The sequence below is a fragment of the Flavobacterium sp. HJJ genome, from assembly GCF_015351475.1.
Taxonomy (GTDB): Bacteria; Bacteroidota; Bacteroidia; order Flavobacteriales; family Flavobacteriaceae; genus Flavobacterium; species Flavobacterium marginilacus.
In genome coordinates this window covers 129498-148683 of record NZ_JADKPR010000006.1, presented here as the reverse complement: position 1 = coordinate 148683, position 19186 = coordinate 129498, and the positions used below count along the sequence as shown (strand labels likewise).

The following is a 19186-nucleotide window of genomic DNA, read 5'->3' as shown; positions in this document are numbered from 1 at the left end:
AATTTAATTTAACTAGATACTCAACCTAAATTCCTCGATAACCGGATTTGCTTTTGCAAAATCAGTTTCCTGAATAAATACTTCAACAGCTGAATCTGAATTTGGAAATCCTGACATTCTAGCCGACTGAATATTATTTTTAACCGTGGTTTCAACACCAGCAGCTTCTATTTTCTCCTGCAGAGCCAATGCTAAAATTTCACTTCCCGAAAATACTTTCATTAATCCCATGATGTTCTATTTTTTAATTATTACGTTCTAAAATCATTAACCCCAAAAAAAAATCAAATCTTTTCGTCTGGATGACCACTTATTTTTTTAAATAATTTCTAAAATTCTATTCTTCTTCATTATCATCAATTTCCTCATCTTCTTCTTCAAAATCATCAACATCATGAAATACAGATTCCTCCTCATCGAAATCGTCTTCATCTTCGTCATATTCCTCTTCAAAATCAAAAACATAAGGCTCAACCAGCATTTTTTCGGCCAAAATTTCAATTCTTTCCGTTAACTGATCGGTAAATATAATACGCTGCGTTTTGGCAATACTATTTGATATCCGCATTATTTTTGGTTCATGGCGGAGTTTCAAAATAGAATCGGCATCATCAAGTATAAACATTCTTAATCGGTTTACATTATAACCGGCAGTAGAAAACATATCACTTAATTTAGCAGGAGTTCCTATAAGCACATCAATACCTGCTGAAATATAGTTTTTATCATAATCCATATCTCCTTTTTCATGAACACCGTAAACTCTCAAATTAGTGAATTTTCCAAGATTTTCAAAAAGCTCTTCCATTGCGAGAACCTTAGCTTTGTCTTCCACAATAATTAAAGCACGAGGTGACTCTTCACCTTCACAAACCAGCTGCTGGATAACATTCAATACAATAGTTGTTGATTTTCCTGAACCCTTTGAAGAAACAATAATTGCATCTGCACCGCTTTTTATAGTTGAAAAAGTTTCTTTCTGCATATCGTTTGCTTCTGTGAGCCCGCTATCGATTAAGGCTTCCTGCAATACTTGGTTTATTTTTTTTAATTTCATTTTTTTTATGCTATAAGCTTTAGGCATTAAGCCGTAAGCAAATTGATTATTCGTATTTTTTCAGCTTTTGCTTAGAGCATAACGCCTAAAGCTTATAGCTTTCTATTTATTTGCTTGCGAAAGCGTTAACATCACTTTCAGAAATTTCGTTTCCTCCAAGGATTATCAAGCGTTCAATCACGTTTCTTAATTCACGAATATTACCTGTCCAGTCGTATTCCTGCAACTGACGGACTGCATCGGCAGAGAAGTGTTTAACTGCATTTCCCTGTTCACCGGCAATTTTGGAAGCAAAATGCTCTATCAGTGCCGGAATATCAGCCCTTCTGTCATTTAAGGAAGGTACTTTAATGAGAATAACTGCCAAACGATGATATAAATCTTCTCTAAATCGGCCTTCTGCTATTTCAACTTTTAAATCTTTATTGGTAGCGGCAATCACCCGGACGTCAATTTTTATATCGCTGTCAGCTCCCACGCGTGTAATGATTCCTTCCTGCAAAGCCCTCAGAACTTTGGCCTGAGCCGACAGACTCATATCGCCAATTTCATCTAAGAAAATAGTTCCTTTGTTTGCAGCTTCAAATTTCCCAGCACGATCTTTCACTGCCGATGTAAAAGCACCTTTTACATGCCCAAACAATTCGCTTTCAATCAATTCACTAGGTATCGCAGCACAATTCACTTCGACCATAGGAGCGGCAGAACGTTCACTTTTATCGTGCAGCTGATGAGCGACTAATTCCTTTCCTGTCCCATTTGGTCCGGTAATCAAAACTCTTGCATCGGTGGGAGCGACTTTATCAATCATTATTTTTACTAGATTGATAGGTTCGCAGTCCCCAATTATTTCGTATTTTTTACTGACTTTCTTTTTTAAAATTTTATTTTCGACAGCCAGTTTTTTTCTGTCCAAAGCATTTCGGACTGTATTCAGCAGGCGGTTTAAATCCGGCGGTTTTGAGATATAGTCAAATGCCCCAAGGCGCATCGTATTAATCGCCGTTTCCATATCTCCATGACCTGAAATCATTACGATAGGAACTTCAGTATCAATCTTTTTTACCGCTTCCAACAATTCTACGCCGTCCATTTTTGGCATTTTTATGTCGCATAAAACCAAATCATAGTCGTTTTCTTTTATTTTTCCAAACCCTATAACACCATCTTCGGCGACATCAACTTCATAAGACTCATTTTCTTCACAGAGTATTTTGGCTAACACTCTCCTGATTGCTTCTTCGTCTTCAATAATTAATATTTTACTCATATTTTTTAAGTTTCTAAGCTTCTAAGTTTCTAAGCTTTTTCCAAAACTTAGCAACTTAGCCACTTTTTTTTAAAATACACTCAAATTCTAAGCTTCTCATTAATCTATAAAACTAAAAAACTTAGCAAATCAGCTACTTAGTAACTTAGCAGCTTCTAATATTTAAGCCATTTATATAACTCTTTCCAGCTTGGTTTTTTGCCATACATCAAAATTCCAACACGGTAAATCTTGGCAGCAAACCAAACCACGCCAAAAAATGTACCGAATAACAAAGATACGGAAATTGCAATCTGCCACCATGGCACACCAAAAGGAATACGCATCAGCATCACTATAGGAGATGTCAGAGGAATCATTGAAAAAACCACGGCAACTGTCCCGTGAGGATTATTTATTACTGTAAAAAAACCAATATAAACACTCAGCATCAACGGCATTATAATCGGTAAAAGGAACTGCTGTGAATCTGTCTGATTATCAACTGCGGCACCAATCGCTGCATAAAAAGAACTGTATAAAAAATAACCTCCAATAAAATACACAACAAAACCAATCAGGATTCCGGCAATAGGAAGATTCCATATTTCTTTAATATACATTTGGGCAGTACCGGTCAATTCCTGTTGTGCTGCGTGCATGATTTCTGGAGAAACCCTAGATGTGGGACCAATATTTACTCCAAAAAAAGCCGAAGCTGCAAACATTAATGACAAACCAATTACAGTCCAAATCAAAAACTGCAGTAATCCAGCCAATGAAGTTCCTATTATTTTTCCCATCATCAATTGGAAAGGTTTAACCGAAGATATTATAATTTCAACAATACGGTTGGTTTTCTCTTCGATCACGCTCCGCATCACCATATTCCCATAAATAATAATAAACATCATAATAAGATAACCAAAAGCCCCTCCTATTCCAACTTTAATTTCATTAAGCCCTCTAAGACTTTCTTCTCCTGAAGCTTTTGATAATTTAAAAACCACTTGAGCTTTGGCTTTTCTAATTGCTAAAGTATCTAAATGTGCTAATTCCAGATTATTTTTGGTTAACTTGTCTGCAATAATTCCTTGTGTACTTTCGATAAAGCCAATACTTGGGCTTTCATTAGAAACCAGCTGAATTTTAGTTTCCAGCTCTTTGCTATTAACCGTTTTAGGAACATACAGCAAGGCTTCAAAATTTTCTTTAACAATACTGTCTTTCAAAAATTGGATATCAATTTTAGATAAATCCAAGTATTTATAATCACCATTTTTATTATTTAATGCCATAAACTCATTAACAAACAAACCCGATTCGTCATGAATCGCAATAAGTTTAGTATCTGGCTTCATGGAACTTAAATACGTAATAAAAGCAGTAATTGCAACAAACAGCAAAGGACTTAAAAATGTCATCACAATAAACGACTTATTGCGCACCTTGGCTATAAACTCTCTTTTTATGATTAATGAAATTATACTCATTTTAATAGATTATTGGACTTTTAGATTATTGGATTTTTTAGATATTAATTATTGGATAGAAAGATTATTGAGATATAACAGAGAAATCTAATAATCCAAAAATCGGACAATCCAACTATCTATCCGGCTACTGTTTTAATAAAAATATCATTCACACTTGGAATTTTTTCTACAAAATGGGTTACTTGACCACGTTGCGTTAAAACATGCAGTAATTCATTTGGTGTTGAATTTCCAATCTGAATCTCCAATTTCAATTCATCGTTTAATGATTTAAAATTTGCCGGCCCAACCTTAAATTTCTGAGTAATATCAAACATCAGACCTTCCACATTGTCTGACAGTATACCTACTTCAAAACTATTGGTTTTAAATTGTCTTTTTACATCAATCAGTTTGCCTTCAATCAGCTTGTTCGATTTATGAATCAGCGCAATATGATCGCATAGTTCCTCCACACTTTCCATTCTGTGGGTCGAAAAAATAATCGTTGCTCCATCTTCTTTCAATGCCAAAATCTCGTCTTTAATCACATTGGCATTTACTGGATCAAAACCAGAAAAAGGCTCATCAAAAATCAACAATTTAGGTTTGTGCAGAACGCAGACCACAAACTGAATTTTCTGCGCCATTCCTTTTGAAAGTTCTTGAATTTTCTTGTTCCACCATCCCTGAATTCCAAGACGGTCAAACCAATATTCGAGCTGTTTTTTGGCCTCAGCCTTAGACAATCCTTTCATTTGTGCCAAATACAGGCACTGCTCCCCGACTTTCATAGTGCTGTATAAACCTCTCTCTTCGGGAAGATAGCCAATATGCTGAATGTGTTTTGGCTGCAGTTTTTCACCGTCAAGGATGATTTCACCGCTGTCTGGCATCGTAATCTGATTGATGATTCGGATCAGCGAAGTTTTCCCAGCTCCATTTGGACCGAGAAGTCCGTAAATACTCCCTTTGGGTACGGTCAGTGATACTTCGTTTAGCGCAACATAATCACCATATTGCTTTATGACTTTATTTACTTCAAGAATACTGCTCACGGGTAATTTTTTAGAAGTGCAAAAGTAGTTAATTCGTGCTGATTATGGCAGGATTATTATACAAAAACCAATGATTTGAGCCTTTTGCCAGCAATAGCGGATAAAAACCTCTAAAAAAAGAGCATTCCTTTTCAAGCCTTTCAAAAGATTAAATTATAAAATGATTTTTCAGGAGCTAAATCCAGCTGTCCGTTATATCTGTGTACCTGAACCCCAGGCACACAGGATGCCACTCCCATCTGGGCTAGGGAGAACATTAGGAATTTTAAGAACTTTTAGCTTAAAATTGTTCTTTGTCAATTTGTAAAAAATTGTTTATATATTAGCATTAAAGAAAGTTTGGTATTTATTGTGTTTTTTAAACCGATTCAGCCCATTTGATTTTATTTTTATCAGACATATAAACTAGTTGTGCGTCATACTAAAAAATCTTTGCTAACAATGAAACTTAAATTAAATAACCAATATATTCTGAACCTTTTCTGTACATTATTGATTATTGTAAATATCTCTTGCAATAATCGAAATCTATCAGATAAGAATAATCAACTAGGACAAACTAAAACTGATATTAAATTACTAAAATTCACATCTGGTGTTCGATCATTTCTTGAGGACACTAAAGGAAATATTTGGTTTGGTAGTTATAACGAAGGAGTGTGTTTACTTCATAATGGTAAATTTCAATATTTCACAACAGAAAACGGATTAAGTCACAATCAGATAAGAAATATATATGAAGATAAAAATGGTGTAATATGGTTTGAATGTGGCAAAGGTTTAAGCATTTATGATGGAAAAAAAATAATAATTTATAAAGAAAGAAATTACGACTTAACAAAACATTGGAAATTAAATGATAGCGACCTTTGGTTTAAAGGTGATGAAATAGAGGGTTATAACAAACTTGAAAATAATCCAGGTGTTTACCAGTATGATGGAAAAAAACTTTCATATCGCACATTTCCCGTTACACCAAAATCCGAAGATGAACGTAGGTTTGGTTATGCAATTTCAACACCTTTCCTAAAAGGTAAAAATGGTACAATTTGGTTTGGAACTTACAATGCGTTAATTGGATATAATGGCACTAACTTTAAGATTATTACAGATGATTATCTTGGACTGCAGAAAGAAAATGGTTTTTTGCATATTCGAGGTATTTTGGAAGACAGTAAAGGAAATCTTTGGATTGCTAATAATGGCAAGGGAGTTTTGATATATGATGGGAAAGAAGCTATTAATTTCACAGCAAAACAAAAATTGACAAAGGAAGATACAAAAGGGAATTCTCTTGATAGAGCTTTTTCACTTGGAGAGGATTCTAAAGGAAATATTTGGATTGGTACAGTAGAATCTGGAGTTTGGAGATATAATGGTAATTCTGTAACAAATTTTACTAAAAAGGACGGCCTTGATAGTAAGCAAATTTGGTTAATACATAAAAGTAAAAATGGAGAATTATTGTTTGGAGGAGCAAATCCAAGTGGTGTTTATCAATTCAATGGGAAGTCTTTTGAAAGAAAGTATTAAATAAAAGTACGACGCACAACACACGTTTGGCGCAATTGCGAATTTTGTGGTAAATTCACGTTCACGTTTCGCAAGAAATATTATCTTAGTGGAAAATAATCAGTTCCGAAGTTCGCAACTGACGCCAAGCGCGGGAACGTCAGTCTGTGAAAAAACTAAGTCAAAAACAGAAACTATTCGGATACCTCTCGGAGAAAAATTTCATACAGCCGATTCTCAGAGCCTCTTTTTGAGTTTATTCACAGACTGACGTTATGCGAAGTATACAACTAAAACTTCCAAATTATGAAGTTAACTTTATTTTATGTGATTATTTCAATGCTTAATAGTTTTCAAAATCCGAATCTTTACAAATATTCGAATGATGTAAAAGAAATAAAAATACAGTACATTGATTTTGATACTGAAACTCCAATAAGAATTAACTGTTCAACTTTTAATTATTTTGGCAATGATATTAAGCTGAAAACAATCCAAAATGAAAAATCTATTGAAGAGATAACAAGTTTTCTTGAAAATTTAAATGAAAGTAAATCTAAAGTTGGAGTTGATGTTAGATTTAAAATAAAAATAGAATATAATTCAGGTGAGAGTAAAGAAATTTGTGGAAATAAAGTATTCATAGACATTGAAAACAAACAATATTTAATGAATAAGAATTTCTTAGAATATCTTGTAAAAATATTAAAATAATAGAAACGCATATTCGCACCTCACATAACACTCTCTACAAGAGAACATTGTAAAAACATGAAAAATCAAATCCAAAATTTAATAAAAAAGGCATATTCTGCTTTTAATTCAAGGGATATTGACACAGCACTCTCTACATTTCACTTGGATGTACAGTGGCCAAAAGCTTTTGAAGGCGGTTATGTTACCGGACATGATGCAATAAGAGAATATTGGACAAGACAATGGACTGAAATAAATCCCAATGTTGAACCAATCGGATTTAATGAAAGACAAAATGAAACATTCGAAGTGACAGTTCACCAGATTGTGAAGGATTTACAAGGAAATCTGTTGTTCGACGGAATGGTAAAACACATTTATGTCATAGAAGATAATTTATTGCGAAGAATGGATATTGAACTTGAACAGACAATCAAAAATTAAAATCACAATTGACAACAACTTATTCCTACATTAAAACTAAATCAAAATACTTTATGAAAAATTTTAAATTTAACATTATATTATTTTTGATTTTAAGCAGTTTACCTATTTATTCACAAGAAAAGACCGCCGACTGCCTGGAAATTTATGGAGAATGGAAAACGTATTATATACAGCAACCTTTTGGAATTGATCCTGGAAACAAATCTGAGACATGGATTTTTAATGACGATAAGACACTTTCAATAGATGGTAAAATGACTAAATATAGTTTAGAGGAAGATTGCTCAACATTAATTATCGAAAACGATTCAAAATCATTTTCTATAGAAATAATTAAAGACACTTTGTTTATGACTAAAAGAATTTTACCACACGAATCATATAATCTCCGATTAAAAAAAATAAAGCATTAAAAAAAATCCCCACTCTAAAACCAAATGTAGAATGGGGATTTTATATTTTAAACCTTTTTAAAAAATAGTTTAAGAAAACATATCTTTTACTTTTTCAAAAAATGATTTGTCTGATTTTTCAGGACTTGGAGTAAAGTTATCATCCGTCAACGCTTTTTCAAAGAATTGTTTTTGTTCTTTGTTTAACGTTTTTGGAGTCCAGACATTTACATGAACCAGTAAATCTCCGCTGCCGTAACCGTTGATACTTGGAATACCTTTTCCTTTCAATCTTAGAATTTTTCCAGACTGAATTCCTTCTTCCAGTTTGATTCTTACTTTACCGTTTACAGCATCAATATCTTTTGAAATTCCAAGAACCGCTTCGGCAAAACTGATGTATAAATCATAATGAAGATTTTCACCTTCACGTTTCAAGAATTCATGTTCAATTTCTTCGATAACAACGATCAAATCTCCTGCAACACTATTACCTGGAGCATCGTTCCCTTTACCAGAAACTTTTAACTGCATTCCATCTACAACACCAGCTGGAATTTTGATAGAAACAGTTTCATCTTCAGCAACCATTCCTTGAGCATCAGCATTATTTGGTTTTTTATCCAGAATCTGACCAGATCCACCGCATGTCGGACAAGTTGAAGCCGATTGCATTCTGCCCAAAATAGTATTAGTCACACGCATTACCTGACCTTGACCATTACAGGTAGAACAAGTTTTATAGGTTACTCCTGGTGCCTGAACTTTACGCTTAACTTTTACTTTTTTCTCAACACCATTAGCGATCTCTTCAATAGTCAGTTTTACTTTGATACGTAAATTGCTTCCTTTGACACGACGGGAACCCCCGCCTCCGCCTCCGCCAAATCCGCCGAAGCCACCACCGAAAATATCACCAAACTGACTGAATATATCATCCATGTTCATACCGCCGTGACCGCCGCCGCCAAATCCGCCAGAACCGTCAAATGCCTGATGTCCATATTGGTCATATTTTGCTTTTTTGGCAGGATCACTCAATACTTCATAAGCTTCTGCCGCCAGTTTGAACTTTTCTTCTGCCTCTTTGTCGCCAGGATTCTTGTCAGGGTGGTATTTCAAAGCGCTTTTTCGGTATGCTTTTTTAATTTCAGCTGCATCTGCACCTTTTGAAATGCCTAATATTTCGTAAAAATCTTTTTTCATAATTAAAGTAATTCCAAATTAAAAACCTTTAAACTCCTAATATAAACCGGAATTTAACTGCCAATTACCACTTTTGGAAAACGAATAATTTTGTCTCCTAGTTTGTAACCTTTCTCAAGAACATCAACAATTTTTCCTTTCATATCATCTGAAGGTGCTGGTATTTGAGTAATTGCTTCAGCGAAATCAGCATTAAATGAGTCGCCGGCTTTTACATCAACAAGCTCTAATCCTTTAGTAACTAAAGTGCTTTTCAATTTTTCATGAATAAGTTCCACTCCTTTAGCCAGCAATTCATCTTCAGATTTACTGATTTCAATTATCGCTCTGTCAAAATCATCTAAAACTGGCAGCATAGAAAGCAAAACTTCCTGATTAGCTGTTTTAAACAATTCAATTCTTTCTTTAGTAGTACGTCTTTTGTAATTTTCAAATTCAGCAAATAATCTCAGAAACTTATCTTTTTCTTTTGCTAAGTCTTGCGCTAATTGCTCTTCAACACTTAATTCTTCAATAATAATTTGCTCACCATTTGCATTATTTTCTAATGTCACGTCATCTATTTCTTGATCGAATTCTGTATTTTCTGTAGTCATATTACTTTTATTTTTAAAAAAATTCTTAAACATAGTTTTATTCGTTATTTTTTGATTGCAAAAGTACTGCCAAAACTTATAAAATGTCAAATTGTCACTCTTTTTAAACAATAAAAAAATTATATGACTATCCGTGACTAATACCAAATCGATAAAATTGGACACAGATTATAAAGATTAACACAGATTTCTAAAAAATGCATGTAAAATCTATGAGAATCTTTATAATCTGTGGCAAAAAAAAGATTTAGAATCTTTGCGGATAGTCATATTAAAAAAAATATTTAAAAAAGTTTATGGATTTTGTTTCAAAAAATTAATATAATTTTAAGACTATTACGATATAGTTTACTTAAATTTGGAACTGAATACTATTCTAGCCCCAAGAATACAACTCACAAAATTCGAATCTAAGGTTGTCTTCTGTTTATAATTATTAATTCACCATGCCTTATATCAAAAAAGCTTCGTTTTAATACAACGAAGCTTTTTTTTATTTCATAAAACAGATTTTATTTTAAGCGGATACTCCATTCAAAATCCATTTCAGATACCTGAACTCCTTCCTCATTAGTTCCAATAGATTTCATCCAAAATGTCTGACCTTCGCCATTGGCAATCGTCTTTTGAACAGCTTCTTCAATCAAATGACCATCCTTGCACACAAAAGTGATGCGACCTGTAGCCTTTTTGGAAAAATTGGATTTATTATTGGCCACAAGCATTGATATTTTTTTTCCGCTTTGCTGAATTTTATCGATTACCATCGCACCAGTTGTCAGCTCAGCAGCCATCGCCTGTACAGCAAAATACATAGAATTAAAAGGATTCTGATTGATCCATCGGTGTTTTACAGTTACCACACACTTTTCTTTATCTATAGATTTCACACGTATTCCACAAATAAATGCTGATGGCAGTTTAAAAAATACAAAGCGATTCAATTTTGATACCGTCAATTCCATAAGTATATTTTTTTTGACTAAAATACAAAAAATACTATGCGTACATATAAAATGTTTTAGAATTTTAAAATACATAATCAATAACATAAGTTTTACCGTACAAATATCATTATTTTTGTTAATATTTTGTTAATATACACTACTATGCGATACAAGATACTCGCTTTTGAACATATATTTGCATAAGAAATTACTAGGCAAATCAACTTGCTGATTTCTAAATCAATCATCAATCAAAAAACGAAAATCAAATCATGGAAACTTCAACCGAAAAAAAAATTGCTGCACTTACACACTTGAGTACATTTAGCCAGTATATCATTCCGTTTGGGAATTATATTTTTCCGATAATCATTTGGACTTCTAAAAAAGACGAATCAGAGTTTGTAGATCATAACGGCAAACAAGTGCTGAACTTTCAGCTGAGTATTTTAATTTACTCTTTAGTTTTAGCAATGATCGCTATTCCGGTATTTTTATTCACTGTACTGAAAAACATTTCTTTTAATGATTTAATAAACAACGAAGACATTATCATTAAGAATTTTGATTACGGAAACAGCATCGGGTTATTGACAATAGGCGCTTTGGCTCTTTTTGCAATTGCCTGTATAAAAGTTGCCGAATTCTTTTTAGTCATTTATGCTTCGGTAAAAGCTTCCAATGGAGAAAGATATACTTATCCTCTGACGATACCTTTTTTAAAATAATACCATTCAAAATCAATCAATCATCAATCATCAATCAAAAAATGGACAAATTAATCAACCAGTCAAATCAACTCAAATTTAAAAATTATGAACATTGAAAACACAAAAGCACAGATGCGTAAAGGTGTTCTTGAGTTTTGTATCTTATCCGTGCTAAAAGAGAAAGACGCTTATACCTCAGAAATATTGGACACTTTAAAAGACGCTAAATTATTGGTCGTAGAGGGAACCATTTATCCGTTATTAACCAGATTAAAAAACGACGGATTACTCAACTACCGCTGGGAAGAATCCACATCAGGACCACCACGAAAATATTATGGTTTGACCGAGATAGGACAAACTTTTCTAAAAGAACTGGATGGCACATGGACGGAACTGTCTAATGCCGTAAATTTGATAACCAACCAAAAATAATAGTCATGAACAAAACTGTAAATATAAATTTAGGAGGAATGTTCTTCCATATAGATGAAGATGCATACCAAAAGTTAACCCGTTATTTTGACGCCATAAAGAGATCTCTTTCAAAATCATCTGGCCAGGAAGAAATCATCAAGGACATTGAAATGAGAGTTTCGGAATTACTGACAGAGAAACAAAAAACTGAAAAACACGTAGTTACCCTTAGAGAAGTTGACGAAGTTATTGCTGTAATGGGACAGCCTGAAGATTACATCATTGAAGAAGATTCTACTAATAACAGCAATAATAATTACAATAATTATACAGCACCCAGCAGTACCAGAAAACTATACCGTGATAAAGACAACGGAATGATTGGAGGAGTTTTGGCAGGACTTGGACACTATTTTGGAATAGACAAAGTTTGGCTTCGTATCTTTCTTTTGGTATTAGTTTTAGCATGGGGGACAGGAGTTTTAGCTTATATCATTCTTTGGATTGTAATGCCTGAAGCGATAACAACTTCAGAAAAACTTGAAATGACCGGAGAGCCTGTTACCATTTCAAACATCGAAAAAAAAGTTCGTGAGGAATTTGAAAATGTTTCCGGTAAATTCAAAAATGGTGATTACGACAAATATGGCAACCAGATAAAAACAGGAGCTGAGAAATTGGGAAACTCTTTCAGCGATTTCATAATGACAGTTTTCAAAATTTTTGCTAAATTTTTAGGAGTCATTTTAATCATGGCAGGCTTAACAATGTTAGTGCTTCTTTTAATTGGAATATTTACTTTGGGAACAAGCGTTTCAATGGATTTCCCTTGGCAGAGTTTTGTGGAAGCTGGTAACTTTACCGATTATCCTGTATGGTCTTTTGGATTACTGATGTTCTTTGCAGTAGGAATTCCGTTCTTTTTCATGACATTATTAGGTTTTAAATTATTAGCACCTAATATGAAATCAGTTGGGAATATAGTAAAATATACTTTACTGGCACTTTGGTTAATTGCTGTTTCAATTGCCATCTCAATTGGTATTAAACAAGCTACTGCATTTGCTGTAAACGGCAGAACGGTTCTTAAAGAAAAAATCAGTTTTAAACCAACTGATACAATATCTGTTAAATTCAAGCATAATGATTATTTTGCTAAAGATGTAAACGACCGCCACGAATTCATGATTACCAAAGATTCATTAAACAACGACATTATTTACTCTAATGAAGTTAGGATCCGAATAGAAAAATCAGATGAAAAATATGGTTATATCCAGATTGAAAAAGAAGCTAAAGGAACATCACTATCTGAAGCTAAAAAAAGAGCAGATGCCATAAGATACAGTTATAAAATTGTAGGCAGCCAATTGATTTTTGATAATTATCTGATCACTGATGCTAAAAATAAATTCCGTGACCAAGAAATCGAAATAACTTTGTTCCTGCCTGTGGGCACGCTAATAAAACCAGACGATTCTATGGCTCATTATGACAAAACTGATGATGATTTCTTTTACTGGTATCCAGAAGACAATGGAATATACAGAGTTGGGGAAAACAAAATAAAATGCCTTACTTGTCCTAACCGTGATAATGAAGACGATGACTCAGATAATGAAAATAGCCACGAAAGCAACATAACCATTAATGAAAATGGAGTTACAGTTGAAAGTGACACTGTTGTTAAAACCAAAAAGAATTTCAAGGAATTGAAAATTAATAAAGATGGCATTATCATCAAAACTGAATAAGATTACTAAAAGCATTCTAATTTAATTTAAAACCGAATAGTCATGCTAAAAATCATCACATTAATTACCAAATTTATTGTTATTACATTAATAGCATTATTTTTTGGATCTTGCAATCAGATAAGCGAACTGCGGTCTATAAAAGGAAGCGGTCATGTTACCTCCGAAAAAAGACCTGTGACAGGAGATTTCAAAAATGTAGAAGTAAGCAATGCTTTGGATCTAGTTATTGAGCAGTCGGACAAAACAGAAATAACTGTCGAAGCCGATGATAATCTACAAAAAGAAATTACGACAAAAATAGAAAATGGAGTATTAATCATTTCCTGTAAAATTGGCAGCTTTGTAAATGTCTCTTCGAAAAGAATAACTGTAAAAATGCCAGTTATTGAAGGACTTGAAGCTTCATCAGCTTCAACAATAAATGCTAAAAGCACATTAAAAGGAAACAGTTTAAGTCTGACCTCATCGAGTGCAGGATCCATTAGTGCAACTGTAGAATATGAAACTGTTCAATTAACAAGCAGCAGTGCCAGCAATCAAAACATTAATGGAAAAGCAATCAATCTGGAAACATCTTCTTCCAGCGGTTCAGTTCTAAATGCTGGTGAGTTACTGGCAAATGAAGTGAGTGCCAGTGCTTCGAGCGGTTCATCAATAACAGTTTCGCCAATTGTAAATTTAAAAGCAGAAGCATCAAGCGGCGGAAGCATCGCTTACAAGAGAACTCCAAAATCGATTCAAAAAGAAGAAAACTCAGGAGGAAGCGTACATGAGGAATAATATTCCAGCATTAAAATTAAAAAATCATCCATCAAAAATGGGTGATTTTTTTATATTTGCATCTAACCCAAAACGTATAAAATGAAATATTCACATCTTGTTGTTTTTTTTCTATTGACAACAACTCTGGCTATTGGTCAAAATAAAGAAAAAATAAAAGGTTCTAAAACAGTCATTGAAAAACCAAAAGAAATTGGCGAATTTACCGCTTTGGAAATTGAAGACAACCTTACTGTTTTCTTGGAAAAGGGAGCCAAAAACGAAATAAAGATTGAAGCAGATGACAATCTTCAAGATGTCATTTCATTTGACATCAAGGAAAAAACACTTCGCATTTATACAACCAAAGAAATCAGCACTTTTAAAAAACTTTCATTAAGAATTAAATACACCAATGATTTAAAATCGGTGACCGCTAAAAATGTTTCTATTATAAATGCGCTTGAAGCAGTTCAGCTTGATGATATTACTTTTAAATCATTAGATTTTGCCAAATTATATTTAAATGTAAATTCTAAAATCTTCGGTTTGATTTCTGACGATAAATCAAAAGTCGAACTGAATTTAAAGGCGGAAAAATCCAAGATTCAATTAAGCAAAACGGCTCAGCTTAAAGCATTAATTAACTCAACTGATCTTGCATTTGATATGTACCAAAAGACTACAGCCATAATTGAGGGAGAAAGTACCAATGCAATTTTGCGTCAAGACAATAACAGCGTATTTACTGGAGTTAATTTTACAATTCACAACGCTGATATTACTACGGAAGCTTCGGCAGTCAGTAATTTAAGAGCAGATACAAGTCTTATAGTTGATGCAAATGGTTCATCCAGAATATATTTATTGGGTACACCAAGAATTGAAGTGCGCAAGTTTTTAGGCGAAGCCCAATTAATTAAAAAAGCGAAATAAACTCAACCTATCCGCATAAAAAAAGTCCCAGCTTAAAAAATTGGGACTTTTATATTTTGAAACATTTTCTTAATGTTTTGCAGCTAAATATCTTTCAGCATCCAAAGCCGCCATACAGCCTGTTCCTGCAGCAGTAATCGCCTGACGGTACACATGGTCTGCAGCATCTCCAGCCACAAAAACTCCTTCAACATTCGTTTTTGAAGTTCCTGGAGTATTAATAATATATCCTGTTTCATCAAGGGTAAGATACTCTTTAAAAATATCCGTATTGGGTTTATGACCAATAGCTGCAAAGAAACCTGTCGCAGGAATATCAAAAATATCTCCCGTTGTTTTGTTTTTTGCTTTCACGCCAGTTACTACATTTCCATCACCTAAAATTTCAACTGTATCGTGGTTCATCAAAATAGAAATGTTTTCAGTTTTGCGGACACGCTCTTCCATAATTTTTGATGCTCTAAATTTATCGCTGCGGACAAGCATTGTCACTTTCGAACATAATTTAGATAAATAATGTGCTTCTTCACAAGCAGAATCCCCTGCTCCAACAATAACTACTTCTTGGTTTCTGTAAAAGAATCCGTCGCAGACAGCGCAAGCAGAAACACCGCCACCCATTTTCAAATAATGCTGTTCCGAATCTAATCCTAAATATTTAGCTGATGCTCCAGTAGAAATAATTACTGTTTCACAATGCAATTCAATTTTATCATTGATCCACACTTTGTGAACTCCACCAGCGTTAAATTCAACTTTAGTAGCCCATCCATCACGGATATCTGCACCAAAACGCTGTGCCTGCTGCTGTAGCTGCACCATCATTTCCGGACCGGTGACACCATCTACATAACCTGGAAAATTTTCTACTTCGTTAGTTGTAGTCAATTGGCCTCCTGGCTGCATTCCTTGGTATAATACTGGATTCATATTGGCTCTGGCGGCATAAATTGCTGCAGTATAACCTGCAGGTCCAGAACCTATAATAAGACATTTTATTTTTTCGATTGTATCTGACATAGTATATTTCTTTTTTTTAAAACAGCACAAAAATAAGTTTTTATTATTGGAAAACTAGATAAGAATTATCACTATTTATTATCTTAAAATAGATAAATAAAACATAATATATCATTTCCCGAGTTTATATAACTTTAAATCCAAATCATAAAATGTGTCTTTTGAAGTTTGAATATAAATATTCGTAATTTCTCTGTTTTTGTTTATCATATCAACTGGAACTTCAATAGCTGGGTTATATGAATTTTCACCTTTATTATAATTGTACAAAAGTGGCTCTAAAGATGAATAATTCAAATACAGAAAATCATTTTTAACAGCTGGTTTTATTTTCCACTTCATTGTAACCAAATCAAAAACTCCAGATTTTTTTCCTTCACAATCCATTATAGCATATCCGATTGACTGCGCATCATTTTCCCAGTTTGAAGAACTAACAAAAGTTTCTTCTATGTATTCACCTTTCAATAATGATTTAAAAACATATTGGTCTTTACCTGTCTCCATAAGAAACCACACATCTTCGTCGCTAGAATATATTTGTTTTCTATGTGGGTACTTTGGAAGGTTTTCAAAGTTGGAAAAAGGTTTTCCATTTTGATCAATAACACTGTATGTAGAGGATGAGTTATCTGCTGATCGGTTCGCAACAATAGCATAATATTTATTTTTTAAAGTAATAACATCAAGAATATTGGGTTCATCTTTACTATTATTGTAGTATTTGGAATTAAAATAAGTTAAATTTCCTCCAGCATCAACCTCAAAACCAGATAAATCATCTTTAATCATACTTTTATATGATTTTTTAGTTTCTTTATCCCAAGAACCTGAACTCTCAAATATCTGATAACCGCTAGATTCTAAATTCTCAACACGATAGTTCTCTTTACTACCCAAAATTTTACCGTTACAGCCATTTTCTTTCCCATCAGTTTCGAGACTATAATATAAATTAATGTACGGATGAAAAAAGAAAGCATCCTTCATTACAGGTTCGGTGATTTTCCTTTTAGTCTCTCGATGAAAATAGCCCCATTTACCTTCTTTTTTAGAATAATAAGGAATTAAATCATTCGACTGAAATCCTTTTATCTTTTCAATTAAAAATTTATTTGCTTTTTCTTCACAAGTCATCTCTTGTGCGGAAACATTTATACTCCAAACTATTAAGTAAACAAACAAGGTTTTTTTCATTAGATTTTTTTTAGTTTTTATATTTTTCAATCAATACCAATTTATATAAAAACTTACTTAGCTTTTAAAAGCATTAATTTGATGCTAAATTATAGTTTATTTATCTCACTAAAATAATTCTACTAAAGAATTTACAACCCGTTTTAAACAAAATAATCCGAAAATAATTATTTAAAGAAATAAACAATCCATAAAAACTGACTATAGCCATAAACCGCATCTTCAATGGGAATGGTGAGCATTCGAATACCTAAGAATTCATTAGGATTATAATTCACAATTGGAGATTCCAATCCTGTACCTGTCAACATTCCGTTTACAGGAAAAAAACCGAGCATTAGAATCAAATACACCATAGAAGCTTGAGAAATCCAAGGAGCACGAACAAAAAAATGGAGATAAACTAATGTAAAAACAGTAACAATAGCTGTTACAAAAGTATAAGCTTTGTCTGAATGCAACAAAGCAATAAGACTGCAGACAATGATGCTTACAAAGACAATCATATTATTAAAACCTACCAACCAATCCAATTTAAAAAACTTGTTTATGCAGAAATAAGTAAATAGACACGAAAACGGAATACAGATAAAAAACAACCATTCTTCAAGAGGTAAACCTGTAATGACAATCCCGCAAGTGTAATCAAAATTGAACCACCAAACACCATGAGCCGTAAACCAAACATCCCATAAAATAAAAGGGATCCCAACTATAACCGCTGATTTTAGAAATGCTCCAAAGTGTTTATTGAATCCTAATCTTTTATCAAAAGAAGCAATAAAACATACAAAAACTGTAAAAAAAAGAATTAGTAAATAAGTATACGGCTTCATTGTTATTTTGTTTTGAAGTATTTTTTAGGAACATATAAAAATCCAAAACACTCACCATCCAATTTGCCTAAATGTTTATGATGCTGTTTGTGTGCCCTGCGAAGTGCCAAAAAATACATGTTTTTAGTATTTCGCAATACTTTTATCCTTTGATGAATAAAAATATCATGCACAAAAAAATAGGACATCCCGTAAAAAGTTATTGACAAACCAATATAAAACAAATAATTAAAATCTGCGAGTGAACCAAAATACATTAATGCAATCGCCGGCAATGCAAAAATGACAAAGAAATAATCGTTTTTCTCGAATGCGCTTTCGTTGCTGTGATCATGATGATCCTTGTGCAAAACCCATAAAAAACCATGCATAACGTACTTATGAATAAGCCAAGTTGCGCCTTCCATGCCAATAAATACTGCTAGTACGATTAGAAAATTTATCATTTCACCTGATTTTGATTAAATTTTTTATTCAAATATTGAAACCGATAATCAAAGATTTCGTTAAGCTTTTTTTTGACAAATAAATAATGAGCAATCTGGCCCAAAATACCAAAAGGCAATTCATAGTCGACAGTATCTTTCATCAAGACCCCATCTGCATTAAGAATAAATTCATGGTGATGATTCCAAAGCTTGTAAGGTCCTTTTGCCTGAAAATCGGTAAAGCTTTTTTGAAAATCTACTTGCAGAATATGAGTTTTCCATTTCATCGGAATTCCTAATAATGGCGAAACCGTATAATCAATTTCCATTCCTTCGTAAATAATATCACCAGCATTTTTGGTAAGCACAACAAATCCCATATTCTTTGGTGTAATCTCCGAAAGATTGTCCGGATTGGAAAAAAAAGTCCAAGCTTCAGACAAATCGCAGCAAAGCTGTTGTTCTCTATATAATTGATATATCATTTGTAT

General features: G+C 33.1%; 22 protein-coding genes. 9 read left to right on the top strand and 13 right to left on the bottom strand.

From position 1 onward, the window contains the following. Positions 1–12: 12 nt before the first annotated feature. The 5 genes from IRZ80_RS07005 to IRZ80_RS06985 form a co-directional block, all read right to left on the bottom strand. On the bottom strand, positions 13–231 hold the full coding sequence (locus IRZ80_RS07005; protein ID WP_100431713.1) for a putative signal transducing protein: 219 nt from the start codon (positions 229–231) through the stop codon (positions 13–15). Between the two features lie 106 nt (positions 232–337). Further along, positions 338–1057: a DEAD/DEAH box helicase gene (locus IRZ80_RS07000; RefSeq protein WP_194640836.1), complete on the bottom strand. Its 720-nt coding sequence runs from the start codon at positions 1055–1057 to the stop codon at positions 338–340. A 106-nt stretch (positions 1058–1163) separates the two neighbouring features. Continuing rightward, complete coding sequence (locus IRZ80_RS06995) at positions 1164–2327, bottom strand: sigma-54-dependent transcriptional regulator (protein WP_194640835.1); 1164 nt, start codon at positions 2325–2327, stop codon at positions 1164–1166. A gap of 155 nt (positions 2328–2482) precedes the next feature. Beyond that, complete coding sequence (locus tag IRZ80_RS06990; RefSeq protein WP_194640834.1) at positions 2483–3799, bottom strand: ABC transporter permease; 1317 nt, start codon at positions 3797–3799, stop codon at positions 2483–2485. 119 nt (positions 3800–3918) lie between these two features. After that, positions 3919–4839 (bottom strand): ABC transporter ATP-binding protein, encoded by a 921-nt coding sequence (locus IRZ80_RS06985; RefSeq protein WP_194640833.1) that lies wholly within the window; start codon positions 4837–4839, stop codon positions 3919–3921. Positions 4840–5280: 441 nt separating this feature from the next. Between IRZ80_RS06985 and IRZ80_RS06980 the strand changes: the two genes are divergently transcribed. From IRZ80_RS06980 to IRZ80_RS06965, 4 genes are all read left to right on the top strand, one after another. Further along, a complete protein-coding gene (locus tag IRZ80_RS06980) occupies positions 5281–6372 on the top strand; it encodes a two-component regulator propeller domain-containing protein (RefSeq protein ID WP_194640832.1) in 1092 nt (363 codons plus the stop codon). 285 nt (positions 6373–6657) lie between these two features. Beyond that, positions 6658–7065: a hypothetical protein gene (locus tag IRZ80_RS06975; protein WP_194640831.1), complete on the top strand. Its 408-nt coding sequence runs from the start codon at positions 6658–6660 to the stop codon at positions 7063–7065. 57 nt (positions 7066–7122) lie between these two features. After that, a complete protein-coding gene (locus IRZ80_RS06970) occupies positions 7123–7491 on the top strand; it encodes a nuclear transport factor 2 family protein (RefSeq protein WP_194640830.1) in 369 nt (122 codons plus the stop codon). Positions 7492–7544: 53 nt separating this feature from the next. Further along, positions 7545–7907, top strand: coding sequence for a hypothetical protein (locus tag IRZ80_RS06965; RefSeq protein WP_194640829.1), 363 nt, complete (start codon positions 7545–7547; stop codon positions 7905–7907). 69 nt (positions 7908–7976) lie between these two features. On the opposite strand, the gene dnaJ is transcribed toward IRZ80_RS06965, so the two are convergent. The 3 genes from dnaJ to IRZ80_RS06950 all read right to left on the bottom strand — a co-directional run bounded on the left by dnaJ (position 7977) and on the right by IRZ80_RS06950 (position 10653). Beyond that, on the bottom strand, positions 7977–9092 hold the full coding sequence (dnaJ, locus tag IRZ80_RS06960) for a molecular chaperone DnaJ (RefSeq protein WP_194640828.1): 1116 nt from the start codon (positions 9090–9092) through the stop codon (positions 7977–7979). A gap of 53 nt (positions 9093–9145) precedes the next feature. Continuing rightward, on the bottom strand, positions 9146–9721 hold the full coding sequence (locus IRZ80_RS06955; protein ID WP_194640827.1) for a nucleotide exchange factor GrpE: 576 nt from the start codon (positions 9719–9721) through the stop codon (positions 9146–9148). Between the two features lie 479 nt (positions 9722–10200). After that, complete coding sequence (locus IRZ80_RS06950; RefSeq protein WP_194640826.1) at positions 10201–10653, bottom strand: DUF4442 domain-containing protein; 453 nt, start codon at positions 10651–10653, stop codon at positions 10201–10203. Between the two features lie 254 nt (positions 10654–10907). On the opposite strand from IRZ80_RS06950, the gene IRZ80_RS06945 reads away from it, so the two are divergent. The 5 genes from IRZ80_RS06945 (at position 10908) to IRZ80_RS06925 (ending at position 15214) form a co-directional block, all read left to right on the top strand. Beyond that, positions 10908–11363, top strand: a complete 456-nt coding sequence (locus tag IRZ80_RS06945) for a DUF4870 domain-containing protein (protein ID WP_194640825.1) — start codon at positions 10908–10910, stop codon at positions 11361–11363. Between the two features lie 87 nt (positions 11364–11450). Then, entirely contained in the window at positions 11451–11780 is a 330-nt protein-coding gene (locus IRZ80_RS06940) for a PadR family transcriptional regulator (RefSeq protein WP_194640824.1), read from the top strand. A 5-nt stretch (positions 11781–11785) separates the two neighbouring features. After that, positions 11786–13516: a PspC domain-containing protein gene (locus IRZ80_RS06935; protein WP_194640823.1), complete on the top strand. Its 1731-nt coding sequence runs from the start codon at positions 11786–11788 to the stop codon at positions 13514–13516. Positions 13517–13558: 42 nt separating this feature from the next. Beyond that, on the top strand, positions 13559–14299 hold the full coding sequence (locus tag IRZ80_RS06930) for a head GIN domain-containing protein (RefSeq protein WP_194640822.1): 741 nt from the start codon (positions 13559–13561) through the stop codon (positions 14297–14299). An 81-nt stretch (positions 14300–14380) separates the two neighbouring features. Continuing rightward, positions 14381–15214, top strand: coding sequence for a GIN domain-containing protein (locus IRZ80_RS06925; protein WP_194640821.1), 834 nt, complete (start codon positions 14381–14383; stop codon positions 15212–15214). 69 nt (positions 15215–15283) lie between these two features. Here IRZ80_RS06925 and trxB read toward each other — a convergent pair whose 3' ends face one another. The 5 genes from trxB to IRZ80_RS06900 form a co-directional block, all read right to left on the bottom strand. After that, a complete protein-coding gene (gene trxB, locus IRZ80_RS06920; RefSeq protein WP_194640820.1) occupies positions 15284–16234 on the bottom strand; it encodes a thioredoxin-disulfide reductase in 951 nt (316 codons plus the stop codon). Positions 16235–16345: 111 nt separating this feature from the next. Continuing rightward, entirely contained in the window at positions 16346–17431 is a 1086-nt protein-coding gene (locus IRZ80_RS06915; protein ID WP_194640819.1) for a hypothetical protein, read from the bottom strand. A gap of 167 nt (positions 17432–17598) precedes the next feature. Further along, positions 17599–18267, bottom strand: a complete 669-nt coding sequence (locus tag IRZ80_RS06910) for a lycopene cyclase domain-containing protein (RefSeq protein ID WP_194640818.1) — start codon at positions 18265–18267, stop codon at positions 17599–17601. Between the two features lie 2 nt (positions 18268–18269). Further along, positions 18270–18713: a sterol desaturase family protein gene (locus IRZ80_RS06905; RefSeq protein ID WP_194640817.1), complete on the bottom strand. Its 444-nt coding sequence runs from the start codon at positions 18711–18713 to the stop codon at positions 18270–18272. Further along, positions 18710–19180, bottom strand: a complete 471-nt coding sequence (locus IRZ80_RS06900; protein ID WP_194640816.1) for an SRPBCC family protein — start codon at positions 19178–19180, stop codon at positions 18710–18712. The genes IRZ80_RS06905 and IRZ80_RS06900 overlap by 4 nt, the downstream gene beginning before the upstream one ends. Positions 19181–19186 lie beyond the last annotated feature (6 nt).